This is a genomic window from Nocardia sp. NPDC004068 (assembly GCF_042874315.1).
Taxonomy (GTDB): Bacteria; Actinomycetota; Actinomycetes; order Mycobacteriales; family Mycobacteriaceae; genus Nocardia.
Window position 1 is genome coordinate 126222 of the sequence record NZ_JBIAMW010000010.1, and the last position, 15971, is coordinate 142192.

Below are 15971 nucleotides of genomic sequence, written 5' to 3' on the forward strand. Positions count from 1 at the left end.
ATTCAAATTCACTGAATCTGAATTCACTATCCTGGTTGGTAGGGTCCGCTGTCAAGGAGGTGAGGGATGGCCCGCCGCAAGGAGCAGTCGGCCGAGACCGAACAGGCGTTGAAGGACGCCGCGCGCCGGTTGTTCGCCGAGCGCGGCTATCTGAACACCAAGATCACCGACATCACCGCCGCCGCGGGGCGCTCGGCGGGCTCGTTCTACAACCACTTCGCCGGCAAGGAGGAACTGCTCCAGGCGTTGTTGCGCGACTTCGGCGAGGCGGGCGACATCGCCGCCGACGCCGCGGAGCACAGCCCGGACTTCACCGATCCGGCGGCGGTCCGCTACCACGTCCGCAACTACTGGCAATTCGCGCGCGCCCACTGGCCGGTGCTGCGCGCGGTCGGCCAAGCGGCCCTCGTCAATGACGAATTCGCCCATGTCGCGGCGCGATTCGCCGCCGAGGAACGCGCCGAACTGGCCGATCACCTCGACGGCTTCGACGCCGCCGGGCTGACCCTGCCCAGCACGCCCGACGCGAGCCTCGCGATGGCCTTCCTGATGGTGCAGGCCCTGCTCGAGGCCGTCGAGGAGGGCGCGCTCGCGCTGACCGACGCCCAGGCGATCGACGGCCTGACCCGATTCATCTACCGCGGCCTGACCGGGCGCGACTACTGAATCGCAACGGCCGCAACCCCATTCGGGGCCGCGGCGAAACACCTACGGCAGCAACACGATCGACCCCGTCGTGCGCCGGGACTCCAGATCCCGGTGCGCGCGTTCGGCTTCCGCGAGCGGATAGGTCGCGCCCACCCGCAACCGCAGCGTCCCCGCCGCGAGGGCGTCGAAGACATCGCCCGCGCGCCACCGCAATTCGTCCTGGGTGCGGGTGTAGTGCGCCAGCGTCGGGCGGGTGACGAACAGCGACCCCGCGGGATTGAGCCGTTGCAGATCGAACGGCGGCACCGGCCCGCTCGCCGCCCCGAACAACGCCAGCGTGCCGCGAATCCGCAACGCCGCCAGACTCGCCTCGAAGGTGTCCTTGCCGACGCCGTCGTACACCGCCGCCACGCCCTCGCCGCCGGTCAGCTCCCGCACCCGCGCGGCCAGGTCGTCGCCGTAGCGCAGCACCTCGCTCGCGCCCGCCTGCCGGGACAGCGCCTCCTTCTCGTCGGTGGAGACGGTCGTGATCACGCGAATGCCCTTGACCGCCGCCAGCTGGGTCAGCAGCAGGCCCACCCCACCGGCCCCGGCGTGCACGAGCACGGTCTCGCCGGGCTCGGGCTTGTACACCGATTCGATCAGATAGTGCGCGGTCATCCCCTGCAACAGCGCCGACGCCGCCACCGCGGGCTCGACCCCCGGCGGCACCGGGATGGCGACCCGCGCGGGCACGACGACCCGCTCCGCGTAACTGCCCGGGGCGTCGGCCCACGCCACCCGGTCCCCGACCCGGAACTCCTCGACGTCGGGCCCGACGGCCGCCACCACGCCCGAACCCTCGGCCCCGGGAATGTAGGGCACCTCGCGCGGATAGCGGCCGGTGCGAATGTAGGTATCGATGAAATTGACGCCGATCGCCTCGACGTCGACCAGCAGGTGCCCCGGGCCGGGCTGCGGATCGGGCACCTCCGCGGGCTTCAGGACCTCGGGACCACCGTGCTCGGAAACCTGGATGGCGCGCATGGAATCCAGTTCTACACCCGTGCTTACCCGTCGGTAAACTGATCTCCATGACCGACACCGCCACCGCGACCAAGCCGTCGTCCGCCGTCATCGACTCGGTGCGCAAGTTCGCCGCCGCCCACGGCGGTTCGGCCACCGCCGTCTTGCAGCCCATCGGCCGGATCGGCGTGCGGATCACCCTGGTCGGCGCCGACGGCGTGCTCGGCGACCGGGTCGTCGACGACCTGCCCACCGCCAAGGCCGTGGTCGCGGCCGTCGACGGGGTCACCGAGACCGAGCACTGGGACCGCGACCTGAGCGCCGCCGCCACCCCGGCCAAGGGCCACTGGGCCAAGATGGCGGGCTGGGTCGCCCGGCAGAGCCGCTACCCCAAGGCGCGCAACGAGCGCTGATTCCCCGCGGCCCGACCATAATGGGCGGGCATGACGGAGAAGAAGGCGAGCTGGACCGCCGTCCTGGTGTGCCAGGGTCGCGCGGTGGCCGATGGACGGCTGGCGGTGGGCCGCTTCGCGGACCCGGTGGCCGTGCGGCTGCTGCGCCCCGACGAGCGGGCCGCGGTGGACCGGGCCCGCGCCGGGGAGCAACCCCGTGGCTGGCGGGAACGGATGGAGTACGAACTGCTCGGCGGCACCGCGGGCGTGCTGGCGGTCCGCACCGTCGTCATCGACGATGCCGTTCGCGCACAAGGCAATTCGCAGCTCGTGCTGCTCGGCGCCGGACTCGACGCGCGGGCCTGGCGGATGAGCGAACTGGCCGAGGTCGACGTGTTCGAGGTCGACCACCCCGCCTCCCAGGCCGACAAACGCGACCGCGCCGACGGTCTGGCGCCGGTCGCGCGGTCGCTCACCTACGTCGCGGTCGAATTCGGCCGGGACGCACTGGATTCCGCGCTGCGGTCCGCCGGATTCCGGGATTCGCTGCCCACCACCTGGATCTGGGAGGGCGTGCTGCCGTACCTGACCGACGCCCAGGTCGCCGCGACGCTCACGGTCGTCGCCGACCTCTCCGCCCCGGGCAGCCGCCTCATCGCGACCTATCCCACCCGCAATCGCCTCGCGGGCCTGGGCCGCCACGCCCTGCGGCTGTTCACTCGCCTCACCGGCGGCGGCGACCCTCTCCGCCACGAACCGCACCTGTCGACCTGGTCCCCGCAGGAAATGCGCGCGCTGCTGAACGACCACGGCCTCACCGTCACCGACGACCGCGAATTGTTCGGCGCGGCAACCGAATTGGGGATACCGGTGCCGCAGTCCCGCGCCTACGGGCTGGGCCGGGCGGTGATCGCGGACAAGTCGTAGTCCTCGCCCTCGTCGTCGAGCGCGCGATCGAGGGTGAGGGCGGCATCGATGAGCGCCAGATGGGTGAACGCCTGCGGGAAGTTGCCGAGTTGTTCGCCGGTGACCGCGATCTCCTCGGCGAACAGCCCGAGGTGGTTGGCGTAGGTGAGCATCTTCTCGAACACCATCCGGCCCTGGGTGACCTTGCCCGCGCGGGCCAGCGCGCTCGCGTAGTTGAACGTGCACAGCGAGAAGGTGCCCTCCGCGCCCGCCAGCCCGTCCGGCGAGGCGGCCGGATCGTATCGATGCATCAGGCTGTCGGTCACCAGCTCGTGCCGCATCGCGGCCAGGGTCGACAGCCACTGCGGATCGCCGGGCGCGACGAATCCGACCTGCACCATGCGCAGCAGCGACGAATCCAGCACCTCGCCGTCGTAGCGTTGCACGAAGGCGCGCCGGCGCGGACTCCAGCCCGACTCCCAGATCTGGGTGTGGATCAGCGCGCGCTGCCGACGCCAGGATTCCACCCGCCCGGGCAGGCCGTGCCGGTCGGCCAGCCGGATCGCCCGATCGAACGCCACCCAGCTCATCAGCCGTCCGTAGGTGAAATCCGCGCGCCCGCCGCGGGTTTCCCAGATGCCCTCCTCGGCGCTGTCCCAGTGCGTGGTCAGCCAGTCCAGCAGCGCGGTGAGGTCCTGCCAGCCCGCGTGCCCGATCCGCAAACCGGCGCGGTCGGCCTGGAACAGGGCGTCGAGCAGTTCCCCGTAGATGTCGAGTTGCAGCTGTCCGGCGGCGTCGTTGCCGATGCGCACCGGCCGCGAACCCCGATAGCCCGCCCAGTGGTCGAGGATCTCCTCGCGGAGGTCGGTCGACCCGTCCACCCGGTACATGACCTCGAGCGGATCGCCTTGCGCGCGATAGCGATTGCGCAGCCAGCGCGCGAAATCCGCTGCCTCCTCGGTGAATCCGAGCGACAGCAGCGAGGTGATGGTGAAGGAGGCGTCCCGGATCCAGGTGTAGCGGTAGTCCCAGTTCCGTTCCCCGCCGAGCTCCTCGGGCAGGCCCGCGGTGGCCGCCGCGATCGGCGCCCCGGTGGGCGCGTAGGTCAGCAGCCGCAGGGTGATCGCGGAGCGGTGCACGACCTCGCGCCATCGCCCGCGATAGGTCGATTTCGCCAGCCAGCCGTGCCAGAACCGGACCGTCTCGTCGAACAGCTCCTCGACCTCGGCCACGCGAATCGCGGTGGGCGGCCGACGAATTCCGGTGTCGAGCACGAAGCCGCGGACCTGTCCCGCCGACAGCGGCAACAACCCCTGCAACGCCCCCTGTTCGGTGATCTGTAGCTGCGCCAGCCGCGCGTCGCCGGGCTCGCGCACGCCGTGCAGGGTGAGGCCGAGGTCGCCGCCGTCGAAGACCGCGCCGTCCACACTGGTCCGCACGGTGTGCGGGCGGCGGCCGTAGTCGAAGGCGGGCAGGATGTCCAGTTCGAAGGTGATCCGGCCGCGCACGCACCGCAGCAGGCGCACGATCCGGTGGGTGCCCGTGCTGTCCTTACCGGTGGGCGGCATGAAATCGACGATCTCGCCGGTGCCCGCGTCGGTCGCGAACCGGGTGATGAGCACGGCCGTGTCGGGGAAATACATCTGCCGCGCGCGATAGGGCCGCTGCGCGGGCCGAATTCGGCACTGCCCGCCGCGACGGTCGTCCAGCAACGCGCCGAAAACGCTCGGCGAATCGAAACGGGGACTACAGAACCAGTCGATATCCCCGTCGATACTCACCAGGGCGGCGGTCTGCTGATCGCCGATCACACCGTGGTCGGCGATGGACGGATGAGCGGTCACGGCATCTCCTTTCCGGTAGCGTGGGCACCGATGTCGCGAAATCGCGTTCTCTGGTGGAATCTCGTGTTACGCCCGGCGCTCACGCTCGCGGTGTTGGTTTCGGCGTATTTCCTGCTGCCCTTCACCCGACTCGCGCGGGTGCCGGAACTGCTGGTCACGATCGCGGGCATCGTGGCCGTTGTGCTGGTGTGCGCGTGGGAGATTCGCCGGATAATGCGCGTCGATCGTCCCGTCGCCCAGGCCGTGGAGGCCCTGGTGGTCACGGTCGGACTGCATCTGCTGACCTTCGCGACCGTTTATTACCTGCTCGCCACCGAAATGTCGGACGCCTTCGATACGCCGCTCACCCGGCTCGACGCGTTGTATTTCTGCGTCACCGTTTTCGCGACCGTCGGATTCGGCGATATCGTTCCCGTCGCGCAGGCCACCCGGGCCGTGGTGACCGTGCAGATGCTCGCGAACATCGTGCTGATCGGATTGGCCCTGCGGCTGGTGACGGTCTCGGTGCGCATCCGCCGCGACCGGCGGGACGCGCCCGGCCCCTTCAGCGGATGATCCGCCGCTTGATGTCCTCGAACTCCGCCGAGTCGATCGTGCCCTGATCGAGCAGCAGCTGCGCGTCCCGCAGCCGAGCCGCCTTGTCCTCGTTGGCGATTCGGCGGATGTGGTCGTCCTCGGCGCGCTCGTGCTCGGCCACCGCCAGCGCCGTGCGCTCCGCCATCGCGCGCCCGTGCACGACGATGTAGATCAGCGCGGTGACGAACGGGAACACGATCAGGCACACCACCCACAGCGCCTTGATCCAGCCGGAGGTCCCCGGGGTGCGGAAGAGGTCCCTGATGATCGAGAACAACAGCATGAGATACGCGAAGATCAGGAATGTCAGGATCATGAACCAGACGATCTCCCAGAACGCCATATCGCTCACCTCTCCGTGCGGGCCGCGCTCGCGGCGTGATCGGGTCGTGTCCTCGACCCTGCCGCGGCGGTGTCCGCGAAACCTCATGCGCGCCGGGTGAATCCGGCGCACCGCGAAGTCATCCGTTGCGGGCGAGGCGATTTCCCGGCGAGCGGCGCACGTTCGAAGACGTTCACCCGCTCGCGACGAAAGGAACGGACCGTGACGCACGCGTCGGAAATCGAGTACCCGGAACGCCGATTCCGGGTGAGCGGTGGTGCGCTCGCCGCCGCGATTCTGCTGTTCACCGTCGGCGCCCTCGATATCCTGCAAGGGATTTCGGCGGTCGGCGCCGATCAGTTGTACGTCGTCGGCGTCGACTACGTCTACAGATTCGACACCACGGCGTGGGGCTGGATCCACATCGTGGTCGGAATGATGTTGGTGCTGTGCGGAATCGGGCTCACCAGCGGCACGACCTGGGGTCGGGTGGCGGCGATGACGGTCGCGGCGCTGTCGATCGTGGGCAACTTCATGTCGCTGCCCTACTATCCCGCGTGGTCGATCCTGGTGATCGTGCTGGACGTGGTCGTGATCTGGGCGGTGGCCGCGTCTTGGCCGGTCGCGCGGTCCTGATCGCCGGGGCGGGGGCGCTCACAGCAGGCCGCTGCGCCGGGCCAGCTCCAGCGCCCCCGCCCGTGAGCTCGTGCCGAGTTTGCCGTAGATGCCGCGCAGATGCGTCTTCACCGTATTGATCGATACGCCGAGCACCTCCGCGATCTGCTGCGCGGTCCGCCCGGACGGCAGCTGCGCCAGGACGGTCAGCTCGGTCGCGGTGAGGCTGGGGCGCGCGGTGTCGCGGCGCATCCCGGGGTGGCGGCGCATGTGCTCGACGAACGCGTCGTCCCGGCCGAAGGTCCCGACATGGATGTCGAGCAGCGTCCCCGCACCCGGCACGTCGAGGAACGGGCGGACGATCCGATCGGCGGCCGCGGCGCGCACCGCGCGCACGATCGCCGACCGCGCCCCGGCCGAATTGCCGAGCGCCGCAACGGATACCGCGGTCACCACCCAACCCGTCACCAGATCGAGCGTGGGCAGCGTCTCGGTGTCGACCAGCAGCGGCTCGACCAGCGTGCGCGCGGTCTGCGGGCGGCCCGCGACGGCGAGCAGGGCGCGGGCGAGGACCACATCGGTGGTCTCGCCGAGCACGCCCGTCGCGTGCTCGATCAGCAGCCGGGCCGAGTGCACGGCGTCCACTGTCACCAGGGCCCGCACCACGTGCGGCAGGAACCGACCGGCGGCCAGCGATGTCGACGGCGGCTCCCGCAGCAGCAGTACCATCGCGCGGCGCAGCGCCTCCGCGGCGTCGTACCGATCGTCACCGGCGGCGAAGGCGAGCAGCCGGCTCACCACCTCCGTGCGGCGATCGACCGGCGCGCCGGTCGAATCCGGCAGCGGCGCAAGCGGTTCCGACGCCCGGACGTGCCCGCGCAGGTAGTCCGCGAAGGCGCGCATCGCCCGCGCCTGGGCGGCGTCCGCGCAGTCGCCGATTCCGTGACTCGCGGCGGTCCGGACCGCGGTGTCGGCGTGGTGCCGCATCGCGTCCACCGAATCGCCGACCGCCGCGACCACGGCCAGCCGCGCCCCGGCCCGCACCGCCAGCCGGGCGTTGCCCGCGCAGTCGGCCAGGGCGAGGCCGCGGCGCAAATGCCGTGTGCCCGAGCCGATGTCGCCGCGCGCGGCCAGCACGGTGCCGAGCTGGACGGCGAGGTAACCGTCGATATCGGCGTGACCGGTCGGCTCCGGCGGTGCGAGCCGGAAATCGGCCGACCCGGTGCCGGTGGCCAGCGCGATCCCGGCGGTGACCGCGAGCGTCGAGGCGACGAGGAAACCCTCGGGCGCGATCGGGTCCGCGTCGGCCCGCCTGCGCAGGGCCGGATCCAGATGCGCGATCGCCGCCGCGACATCGCCGTGCTCCAACGCGTGCACCGCCCGCAGGACCGCGAGAAACGGGCCGTCCGGCACCGGTTCGAGGTGCGCGAACAACGCCGGACCGGCACCGCCGAGCACGATGCGCAGGGCCCGCTCACGCAGAAAGGCGTGCAGCGGAGCCGGATCCGGCGCCCGCACCAGATGGGGGAGCGCGAGCAGGGGCAGATCCGCCGTCACGAACCACTGCGCGGCGCGCGAACCCAGCTCGGCGAGATCCGGATCGCCGCCGCGCCGCCGCTCGGCGAGCAGCCGCGCCCGCAGCGCCGGGTGATAGCTGAACCAGAGTTCGGCCCCGCGCGCCCGCGTGTTCAGCGGGACCCCGCGGGCGCGGAGTTCGTCCAGCGCGGGGGCGGCGGGCGCGCCGGTGAGATGTTCGGCCAGCGCCGCGGGGAAGGCGGCGGGCACACTAGTGATCGAGGCGAACTCGCGTACCCATTCGGGCAGCGGCGCGAGCACCGCCTCGGTGAGGAACGCCGCGACCTCGGGCGTCCCCTCGGCCCATTCCGCCAGTGCCGCGGCGCGATCCGGCCGGGTCGCGAAATGCGTCGCGGCCATCCGCACCAACACCGCCCAGCCCTGGGTCGAGGTCATCACCGCGGCCAGCTCGGCCTCGGTGAGCCCGCACCCGGACCGGCGGAACAACTGCGCGGCACGCACCTCCGTGAAGGCCAGCTCCCGGGCCGAGATCCGGGTCAACCGGCCGCGTAACTCCAGGTCGTGCCAGGGGATCGGCGGATCGTGGCGTCCGGCGAGCACGGTCACGAGCCGGTCCGGAGCCGCGCACAGCAGCCGGTGCAGTTCGGCCGCCGCCTCCGCCTCGCGCATGCGGTGCGCGTCGTCCAGCACGAGCACCACCGGGCCGCCGGAATCCGGTGAAAACGCCTCGCGCGCAAGGCTTATCGCGTCGTGGCCGTCCTCGACGCGCACCCACCGGATGCGCGCGTCCGGACACGAGCGGCGCAGATGGCCGCCGAGCCAGTCGGCGACCAGGGTCGTCTTGCCGGTGCCCGCCGGGGCGGAGAGCAGGACCACCTGCCCGTTCGCGGCCGCCAGCGCGGCATCGAAACGGACGTAGAGTTCGGGACGGCGTAGCGGTGTACGAGCGGAATTCACCATCGGACCTCCCTCGATCAGTTTTTCTGTCGCAGGCCCTCAGACAATGCCGGGCAGGGGAACGAAAGGCGCGTAATCACGAACGTGGCCGTCATTCCATTCCCACGTCGTCATCGTGTCCACGGCGACGCCGCGTTGCAGGCACAGCCGCCACCCCTCCGGGGATTTCTGCCAGATGTCGCCGTCGCGGTCCCGGTACAGGCCGGGCCGGGTCGGTTCCCCCGCGCGCGGGTCGATCGCGGGGGTCGCCGCGCCGCGGACCAGCAGGAACCCGGCCAGCGCGACCGCGCGTTCGGCGAGGCCGAGCAGGCCGGTGAGGACCGTGGCGGAATCGGTGGTCCGGAACGCCGATGAGTTCATTCGGTTCTACTCCTGAGGTTGTCGCTACCCTTTCCCGGAGAGTGTGGCGCGCCGCGCTTCCGGTGCGCTTATCCATTGCTTTCTTTCGACTTCCGGCTCAATTCGATGCCATTCCGTAATTGACGTGGGTGACGACAAGGAATGGCTTCGAGAATAGAGTGGCGCTGTTTTCCGACGATCTCGAGCTCGAGGAAGGACGGCGTGTGAACTGGCGTAGCAGCGCGGCCTGCCGGTATGCGGCACCGGGGATCTTCCATCCGCCCCCGCCGCCGAAGGGGGACCCGCGGCAGGCCCTCGCCCTGTGCCGGGACTGTCCGGTGGTGAAAGAGTGTGCGGCACATGCCCTCACGGTCGGATTGACCCGATGCGTCGCCGCCGGGGTATGGCTGGCGGGCGATTCCGACGCGCACGCGGCCCTGCGCCGGATCGCCGCCGGGCGTACCCGATTACCCCGCTGCGTGCGGTGCTGGCGGTTGGTCAACCGACCATCACAAAGTGGTTCCTGCGCGCACTGCGGATTCGCCGAGATACCGGCGTGATACGCGGAACGATTGTCCGACAACGCGTTTGCTGGCCTGTCGCCGATCTTGTCGGTTTGTGAATGGCGCAGGTCGGCGGTAATTTACCGGACGATCTCGAGAGTTTTTATTTGCGATGGATAGCTCGGCGATCAGAGGGGCATCATGTGATGACGGATCCACAGGTTCAGGTGTTCGGTCCGTTGCAGGTTTCGCTCGACGGACGCGCGGCGCGCATCGGGGCACGACGGCAACGGGCCGTGCTGGGACGCTTGGTCGTGGCCGGGGGCAAGACTCTCGGAATCGACAAACTCGTCGACGATGTGTGGGAAGGAGCCCCGCCGCCGAACGCCCCGGCGGTGTTGCAGGTACAGATTCACAATCTCCGGCGCGTGCTGGAACCGACCCGAAGACCCCGGACGCCCGCGCGGATTCTGGTGTCCGAGGGGAGTGGTTATGCGCTGCGGCTGGATTCGGGAAATGTGGACGCGTGGCGGTTCGAGGCGGTACTGCGCCGATACGAGCAGCGCGTCCACGATCCGCGGGACCGGCCGGATCCGGCCGAGCGGTACCGGATATTGGACGAGGCGCTCAATTGCTGGCACGGCGCGGCTTTCGAATCCTTCGCCGACGCCTCGTGGGCCGCCGCGGAGGTCGCCCGCCTCACCGATTTACGGGCCACCGCGATCGAAATGCGCGCCCAGGCCGCCCTCGAACTCGATCGCGTCGGTGAGGTGGTGGCCGTGCTGCGGCGGCAGGTCGAGGAATTTCCCGGGCGGGAGGAGAGCGCGCGCCTGCTCGCGGTGGCGCAGTATCGGCTCGGCCAACAGGTCGAGGCATTGGCCACGGTGCGGCGGACGCGCGAATATCTGCGCACCGAATACGGTATCGATCCCGGCCCGCGATTGGACGAACTGGAATCGGCCATTCTCAATCACGGGGTAGCCGAGCTGATGCCGCCCACGGAACCGGCCGGTCTCCCCGTCGTGGCCAGGGCGGCTCCGGCCGATTCCGCGGGCCGCCCGGAACGGCCTGGGCGGCATTGGGATTCGACCTTCTACCCGAGTCAGCGCGCGGCCTTGCTGGCCGCCGCGGCCGAGGCCCGCTCGGCGGGTCTGCGCCTGGCCTGGGTGGTCGGCGAAGTCGGCACCGGTAAGACGACGCTGGTGTCGGGGCTGCGCGAGCAGCTCGCCGCGCAGGGCTGGAATACCGCCTACGCCTGCGTGCCCGAGGTCGACGGCGCCCCGCCCGCGTGGGCCTGGACGGAGATCCTCGCCGGTCTGGGCGGTGAACCGATGCGGGCGGGCCCGGCCTCGGCGACCGAGGATCCGTTCACCCTCGCCCGGGCGGTGGCGCAGCGGTGCCGGGAAGCGGTGCGCGACAACGCCGTCGCCATCGTCGTGGAGGATCTGCATCGCGCCGACGCCGCCACCCTCCAGGTACTGCGGCAGCTGGTGAACTGGCTGGACCGCGAGCCGGTTCTGATCGCGGTGACCGCCCGCGGCCCGGAACTGCCCGCGCTGCTGCGCGCGACCGAGGCGGCCCTGGCCGATCGCGTGACCGAACGGGTGGAACTGCACGGGGTCGACGTCGAGGGCACCCGCCGGATCGCCCAGGGCGCCGGGCTGGTGGCGATCGAACCCGAGATGCTGCGCACCCTGCACCGGCGCACCGGCGGCAATCCGCTGTTCGTGCGCGAACTGACGAAACTCATGGTGACGCAGGGGGATTCGGTCGCCCTACCGGAGACGATCCGATCGGTGCTCACCGAGCGCATCGAACAGCTGCCCGAGGGCGTGCTCACCCTGTTGCAATACGTGGCCATCTGGGGCCGCCCGCTGGATCCGGAGCTGCTGGCCGAACTGTCGGGTGTCGGCGAGGAGGAACTCGTCGACCGCGTCGACGCGGCCGCGGTGGCCGGGCTCATCGTCCTCGACGACCGCGGCCGCATCGCGCTCGCCCACGCCCTGGTCCAGGACACCGTCTACGACCGCATCTCCCCGCTGCGCCGGAGCCGAATGCATTGGGGCGCACTGGAACTGCTGGAGCGCCGCGGCGCCGAGCCCGCGATCGACGGCCTCGACGCCGGACTGCGCGGATTGCACGCCGCGCGCGGCGCCACCCGCGCCACCGCCGCGCACGCGCTCACCCACGTCATCGTCGCGGCGCACCGATCCGACCAGCGCGGCCAACGCGCGGACGCGGCGATGCTGTGGCAGGCGGCCGCGCGATTGCACGAATCCGCAGGGCACGCACGGCAATCCGCCGCGCGCTCCGACCGGCTCGCCCTGGTGCGGGCGCTGTGCGCGCTGACCGACGCCTTGGCCTACGACGGCCAGTTCGCGGCCGCCCGCGCCGCCCGCCGCCGCGCCCTCGATCTGGCCGTCGACCTCGGGGACGAGGCGTTGTTCCCGGTGCTCACCTGCTGGCGGACGCCGGTGATCTGGGGGATGCGGCCGTGCGGCGGATCGGACCGCCGGCTGCGGGAGGCGATGGAATCGGCGCTGGCACGGGCGAATTCGCCGGTGACGCGGGCGCGGCTGCTGATCGCGTCGGTCTACGAGGCGGGCGTCGAGGAGATCGCCGATCCGCGCACCCACGAGCGGGCGTGCCACGCGGTGGACGTGGCCCGCCGCTGCGACGATCCCGACCTGATCTGCGCGGCGCTGGTCGCCGTCGCGTATGTGATCACCGGCCCGGCCGCCCGGGACGGCTGGCAGCCGCTCGCGGACGAGCTGCTCCGCGCCGCGCGAACCGCGCGGCTCACCCACTACGAGGCGGTCGGGCACTATCTGCGGTTTCGCGCGGCCTGCCGCACCGGCGATCTGCGCGCCGCCGCCCGGCACTGGAATCGGGCGCTGGACCGCGCCTCGGCGAGCAGGCTGCGGCCCGTGGTCGACATCCTGTCCGCGTTCCCGGCGGTGGTGGCGCTGCTGCGGGGCGCGGCGGACGAAGCCAAGGACAAATATCGCCAATTCGATTCGCGCCTGCGCAAATCGACGGCCGCGGGCGACAGCGAGATCGTATTGTTCGGCGACCTGACCGTCGCGTGGGCGCAGGGCGATCTGTCCGGGCTGGTGGACCGGCTGGCCGCGCTGTACGCGGTCCGGCCCGATCCGGTCGCGCAGGTGTACGCCCTGGCCCTGCTGCACGCCGGGGAACCCGAGCGGGCGCGCATCGTGTTCGCCGAGCACCCGAATCCGCGCCCGGACTTCTATCGGATCATCTCGGCGGCGTTCCGCGCGCGCACGGCGGTCGCGGTGCGGGACCACGCGGTCGCGGCCGAACTGCTCGACGCGCTGCGGCCCTGTTCGGGCACGCTCATCGGGCTCGACACCGGCGCGGTGGTGTTCGGGGTCATGGACGAACTGCTCGCCGAACTGGCCGAGATGTGCGGCGACGCCGCCGCGGCCGCGGAGTTCCGGCGTCGGGCCGTCACCACCGCGGCGCGGGTGAGCCGGGATCTGGCGGCCCTGCCCTGACGGGTCAGCCGCAGCAGCCGCCCCCGCAACAGCCGCCGCCCGCCGCGGGCGCGGGAGCCGGAGCCGGGGCGCCCGCCGCGCCGGTGAGGGCGATGGTGGTCAGCAGTTTGACGGTGTCGGCGTGGCCGCCGGGACACGGTGCGGCGGCGCCGGATTCGCGCATCGGCCGGACGAGTTCGAAGGTCTCGTCGCATTCGCGGCAACGGTAGGCGTAGGTCGGCATGACGGTATTATCGCCCGGCCCCCGCGTTGCGCGCAGCATCCGGTACGGTCATCGCTTCGCCGGTGGTCTCCGCGATCGCGGAAGCCGGTGTGGCCGAGACGGTTTCGCGGGTGCGCAGGGCGGCCCACAGGGCGGCGGTGGCGGCGGTGCACGCGGCCGCGCCGCCGACGTGCACGGCGACCAGCGCGGCGGGCACATGCGTGAAGTACTGCACCACCCCGACCAGGCCCTGTGCGCACACCAGCGCGATCAGCACGAACAGCCGCACCCGGATCGCGCGGGTCATCCCGACCGCGGCCAGGCCGAAGCCCAGTCCGACCAGCAGGGCCAGATAGGCGACCAGGAATTGGGCGTGCGCGTGCACCAGCGTGACGATCTCGACCCCGAGCCGGGCGACAGGTTTGTCGACGCTCTTGTCGCCCGCGTGCGGCCCGGCGCCGGTGACCAGCGTGCCCGCGATCAGCGTGGCGCACAGGGCGAGCGCGCTCAGCACGGTCAGCCAGCGCAGTGGCGCGGGCACCTGCGCGACCGGCACGCCGTCGTCGGGCTCGCCGATCTTGGCGAACAGCAGCACCGCCAGCCACACCATCAGCATCGAGGCCAGCAGATGCACGGCGACGGTCCACCACAACAGTCCGGTGAGTACGGTGAAGCCGCCGATCACGGCCTGCAGGACGGTGCCGCCCGGCATGAGCCACGCGTAGACCAGCACCTCGCGCCGCCGCCGCGCCCGCAGCACGGCCAGCACCACCAGCGCCGCGCACAGCGTGACCGCGAAAGTCAGCATGCGGTTGGAGAATTCGATGGCCTGATGCAGCACCGGCACCTCGGCGTGCGCGACCGGGGTGAAACTGCCGGGGAAGCAGCGCGGCCAGGTGGGGCAGCCGAGTCCGGAGGAGGTGACGCGCACGACCGCGCCCGTCACCGAGATCCCGGCCTGCGAGGCGATCACGAGGAACGCGATGATCCGCTGCACCCGCACCGAGGGCAGCGGCAGCAGATCGACCAGTCGCAGGAAGGCGCGAGTCAGCACGGCCCCGATGGTAGTCGGCGCGGTCCGGGCCGGATCGACCGGGCTACTACAAGACGTCGTTGTGTGGGTCCGGCACACTGGTCGGGTGCCGCGCTCCGCCTCGACCTCCCGTCCCACCGCCGCCGATCTGGCCGCCGCGCGTGACGTGACCATTCCCGATCTCATCGCCCCCGGCCTGCGGGTGCTGTTCTGCGGCATCAACCCCGGCCTCTGGTCCGGCGCGACCGGCTACCACTTCGCCCGCCCCGGCAACCGCTTCTGGCCCGCCCTGCACCGATCCGGTTTCAGCCCACGGCAATTGCGCCCCGACGAGCAGCAGGCCCTGCTCGACCTCGGCCTCGGCATCACCAACGTCGCCCCCCGCACCACCGCCAAGGCCGACGAACTGACCAAGGACGAACTCCGCGCGGGCGGCATCGCCCTCCGCGACCGCGTCGCCACCTACCGCCCCCGCGTCCTCGCGGTCCTCGGCCTCGGCGCCTACCGAACCGCCTTCGCCCGTCCCCGCACCGTCGTCGGCCCCCAACCGGACCCCTTGGGCGACACCGAGGTCTGGGTCCTCCCCAACCCCAGCGGCCTCAACGCCCACTACACCGTCGACGCCCTCGCCGCCGAATTCCGCACCCTCCGCGAAGCCCTCGACTGACCCCAGGTCCACGAACCCAGCCGCACCCCTTATTCGGATCCGCACCCGTTTCAGGGGTCTGCAAGGGGTGCGGATCCGAATAAAGGGTGCGGCTGGGGTTGCCGTACGGGGTGGGGTTACTCGAAGCGGAACCAGCGGGTGGCGAGGGTGGCCGCGAGGAGGCCCCAGGCGGTCAGGACGGTCAGGCCGTACCAGTCGACGGTCAGTTTCTGGGCCTGTTCGAGGGCTTGGGCGAGTGCGCCGGAGGGGACCACGCGGGCGGCGAGGCTCAGCCAGTGCGGGACGTTCTCCGCGGCGAACACCAGGCTCGACGTGCCGAGCATGACGAACCACAGGATGTTCGCCAGGGCCAGCACCACCTCGGCCTTGAGTGTGCCGCCGAGCAGCAGACCCAGGGCCGCGAAAGTGGCCGTCCCCAAGGCGATCACGGCCGCGCCGCACACCAGCCCGCCGAGCGAGGGCCGCCAGCCCAGCGCCACCCCGATGAGCCCCAGCAGAATCGACTGCAACACCACCACGATCAGTACCGCCGCGCACTTGCCGCCGACGATGCCCCAGCGCGGTAACGCGGTGGCGCCCAAGCGTTTCAACGCCCCGTACCGGCGGTCGAAGCCCACCGCGATGGCCTGTCCGGTGAACGCGGTCGACATGATCGCCACCATCATCACCGCGGGAACGATCCGATCCACCCGATGCTCGCCCAGCCCGCTGATCGGCAGCAGCGTCAGCCCGATCAGCAGCGCGATCGGGATGAACATCGTCAGCAGCAGCTGTTCCCCGTTGCGCAGCAACAGGATCAGCTCCATCCGCGTCTGCGCCGCCAACATCGCCGCGCGCGGCGCGGGCCGGGGGTCGGGGGTGAAGGTGCCCGGCGCGAAACGGTCGGTCTCGGTGGTCACGGCTGTACT

Annotated in this window: 16 protein-coding genes; 8 read left to right on the forward strand and 8 right to left on the reverse strand. The window is 71.2% G+C overall.

All coding sequences use genetic code 11. The annotated features are described in order from the left end of the window. The first annotated feature begins 66 nt into the window (after positions 1 to 66). Positions 67 to 666 carry a TetR/AcrR family transcriptional regulator gene (locus ACFYTQ_RS25385; protein WP_387365787.1) on the forward strand — a complete coding sequence of 200 codons (600 nt, stop codon included), beginning with the start codon at positions 67 to 69 and terminating at the stop codon, positions 664 to 666. Positions 667 to 708: 42 nt separating this feature from the next. Here the strand turns inward: ACFYTQ_RS25385 and ACFYTQ_RS25390 are convergent, their stop codons facing one another. Further along, a complete protein-coding gene (locus ACFYTQ_RS25390) occupies positions 709 to 1674 on the reverse strand; it encodes a quinone oxidoreductase family protein (RefSeq protein WP_387365790.1) in 966 nt (321 codons plus the stop codon). A 47-nt stretch (positions 1675 to 1721) separates the two neighbouring features. On the opposite strand from ACFYTQ_RS25390, the gene ACFYTQ_RS25395 reads away from it, so the two are divergent. Next, positions 1722 to 2066 carry a hypothetical protein gene (locus tag ACFYTQ_RS25395; RefSeq protein ID WP_387365793.1) on the forward strand — a complete coding sequence of 115 codons (345 nt, stop codon included), beginning with the start codon at positions 1722 to 1724 and terminating at the stop codon, positions 2064 to 2066. A 30-nt stretch (positions 2067 to 2096) separates the two neighbouring features. Further along, the gene (locus ACFYTQ_RS25400; protein ID WP_387365795.1) at positions 2097 to 2972 is read left to right on the forward strand and encodes a class I SAM-dependent methyltransferase; all 876 of its coding nucleotides are present in this window, start codon (positions 2097 to 2099) and stop codon (positions 2970 to 2972) included. Here the strand turns inward: ACFYTQ_RS25400 and ACFYTQ_RS25405 are convergent. Then, positions 2933 to 4795, reverse strand: coding sequence for a glycoside hydrolase family 15 protein (locus tag ACFYTQ_RS25405; RefSeq protein WP_387365798.1), 1863 nt, complete (start codon positions 4793 to 4795; stop codon positions 2933 to 2935). The two genes, ACFYTQ_RS25400 and ACFYTQ_RS25405, sit on opposite strands and share 40 nt — an antisense overlap. 30 nt (positions 4796 to 4825) lie before the next feature. Here ACFYTQ_RS25405 and ACFYTQ_RS25410 point away from each other — a divergent pair, with 30 nt between their 5' ends. Further along, positions 4826 to 5350, forward strand: coding sequence for a potassium channel family protein (locus tag ACFYTQ_RS25410; protein WP_387365801.1), 525 nt, complete (start codon positions 4826 to 4828; stop codon positions 5348 to 5350). On the opposite strand, the gene ACFYTQ_RS25415 is transcribed toward ACFYTQ_RS25410, so the two are convergent. After that, a complete protein-coding gene (locus ACFYTQ_RS25415; protein WP_387365804.1) occupies positions 5340 to 5714 on the reverse strand; it encodes a PLDc N-terminal domain-containing protein in 375 nt (124 codons plus the stop codon). The two genes, ACFYTQ_RS25410 and ACFYTQ_RS25415, sit on opposite strands and share 11 nt — an antisense overlap. Before the next feature lie 201 nt (positions 5715 to 5915). Here ACFYTQ_RS25415 and ACFYTQ_RS25420 point away from each other — a divergent pair, with 201 nt between their 5' ends. Continuing rightward, complete coding sequence (locus ACFYTQ_RS25420; protein ID WP_387365808.1) at positions 5916 to 6329, forward strand: hypothetical protein; 414 nt, start codon at positions 5916 to 5918, stop codon at positions 6327 to 6329. An 18-nt stretch (positions 6330 to 6347) separates the two neighbouring features. Here the strand turns inward: ACFYTQ_RS25420 and ACFYTQ_RS25425 are convergent, their stop codons facing one another. Then, entirely contained in the window at positions 6348 to 8804 is a 2457-nt protein-coding gene (locus ACFYTQ_RS25425) for a LuxR C-terminal-related transcriptional regulator (protein WP_387365811.1), read from the reverse strand. A 36-nt stretch (positions 8805 to 8840) separates the two neighbouring features. Then, positions 8841 to 9161, reverse strand: coding sequence for a hypothetical protein (locus ACFYTQ_RS25430; RefSeq protein WP_387365814.1), 321 nt, complete (start codon positions 9159 to 9161; stop codon positions 8841 to 8843). Between the two features lie 203 nt (positions 9162 to 9364). On the opposite strand from ACFYTQ_RS25430, the gene ACFYTQ_RS25435 reads away from it, so the two are divergent. Together ACFYTQ_RS25435 and ACFYTQ_RS25440 are read left to right on the forward strand one after the other, a co-directional pair. Next, positions 9365 to 9700, forward strand: coding sequence for a WhiB family transcriptional regulator (locus ACFYTQ_RS25435; protein WP_387365817.1), 336 nt, complete (start codon positions 9365 to 9367; stop codon positions 9698 to 9700). A 149-nt stretch (positions 9701 to 9849) separates the two neighbouring features. Next, a complete protein-coding gene (locus ACFYTQ_RS25440) occupies positions 9850 to 13161 on the forward strand; it encodes a BTAD domain-containing putative transcriptional regulator (protein ID WP_387365820.1) in 3312 nt (1103 codons plus the stop codon). 4 nt (positions 13162 to 13165) lie between these two features. Here the strand turns inward: ACFYTQ_RS25440 and ACFYTQ_RS25445 are convergent, their stop codons facing one another. Together ACFYTQ_RS25445 and ACFYTQ_RS25450 are read right to left on the reverse strand one after the other, a co-directional pair. Continuing rightward, on the reverse strand, positions 13166 to 13384 hold the full coding sequence (locus tag ACFYTQ_RS25445) for a zinc ribbon domain-containing protein (RefSeq protein ID WP_387365823.1): 219 nt from the start codon (positions 13382 to 13384) through the stop codon (positions 13166 to 13168). A gap of 7 nt (positions 13385 to 13391) precedes the next feature. Continuing rightward, positions 13392 to 14417 carry a heme A synthase gene (locus ACFYTQ_RS25450; protein ID WP_387365826.1) on the reverse strand — a complete coding sequence of 342 codons (1026 nt, stop codon included), beginning with the start codon at positions 14415 to 14417 and terminating at the stop codon, positions 13392 to 13394. 85 nt (positions 14418 to 14502) lie between these two features. On the opposite strand from ACFYTQ_RS25450, the gene mug reads away from it, so the two are divergent. Next, positions 14503 to 15063: a G/U mismatch-specific DNA glycosylase gene (gene mug / locus ACFYTQ_RS25455; RefSeq protein WP_387365829.1), complete on the forward strand. Its 561-nt coding sequence runs from the start codon at positions 14503 to 14505 to the stop codon at positions 15061 to 15063. Positions 15064 to 15179: 116 nt separating this feature from the next. Here the strand turns inward: mug and ACFYTQ_RS25460 are convergent, their stop codons facing one another. Next, the gene (locus ACFYTQ_RS25460; RefSeq protein WP_387365832.1) at positions 15180 to 15962 is read right to left on the reverse strand and encodes an ABC transporter permease; all 783 of its coding nucleotides are present in this window, start codon (positions 15960 to 15962) and stop codon (positions 15180 to 15182) included. Between the last annotated feature and the right edge of the window lie 9 nt (positions 15963 to 15971).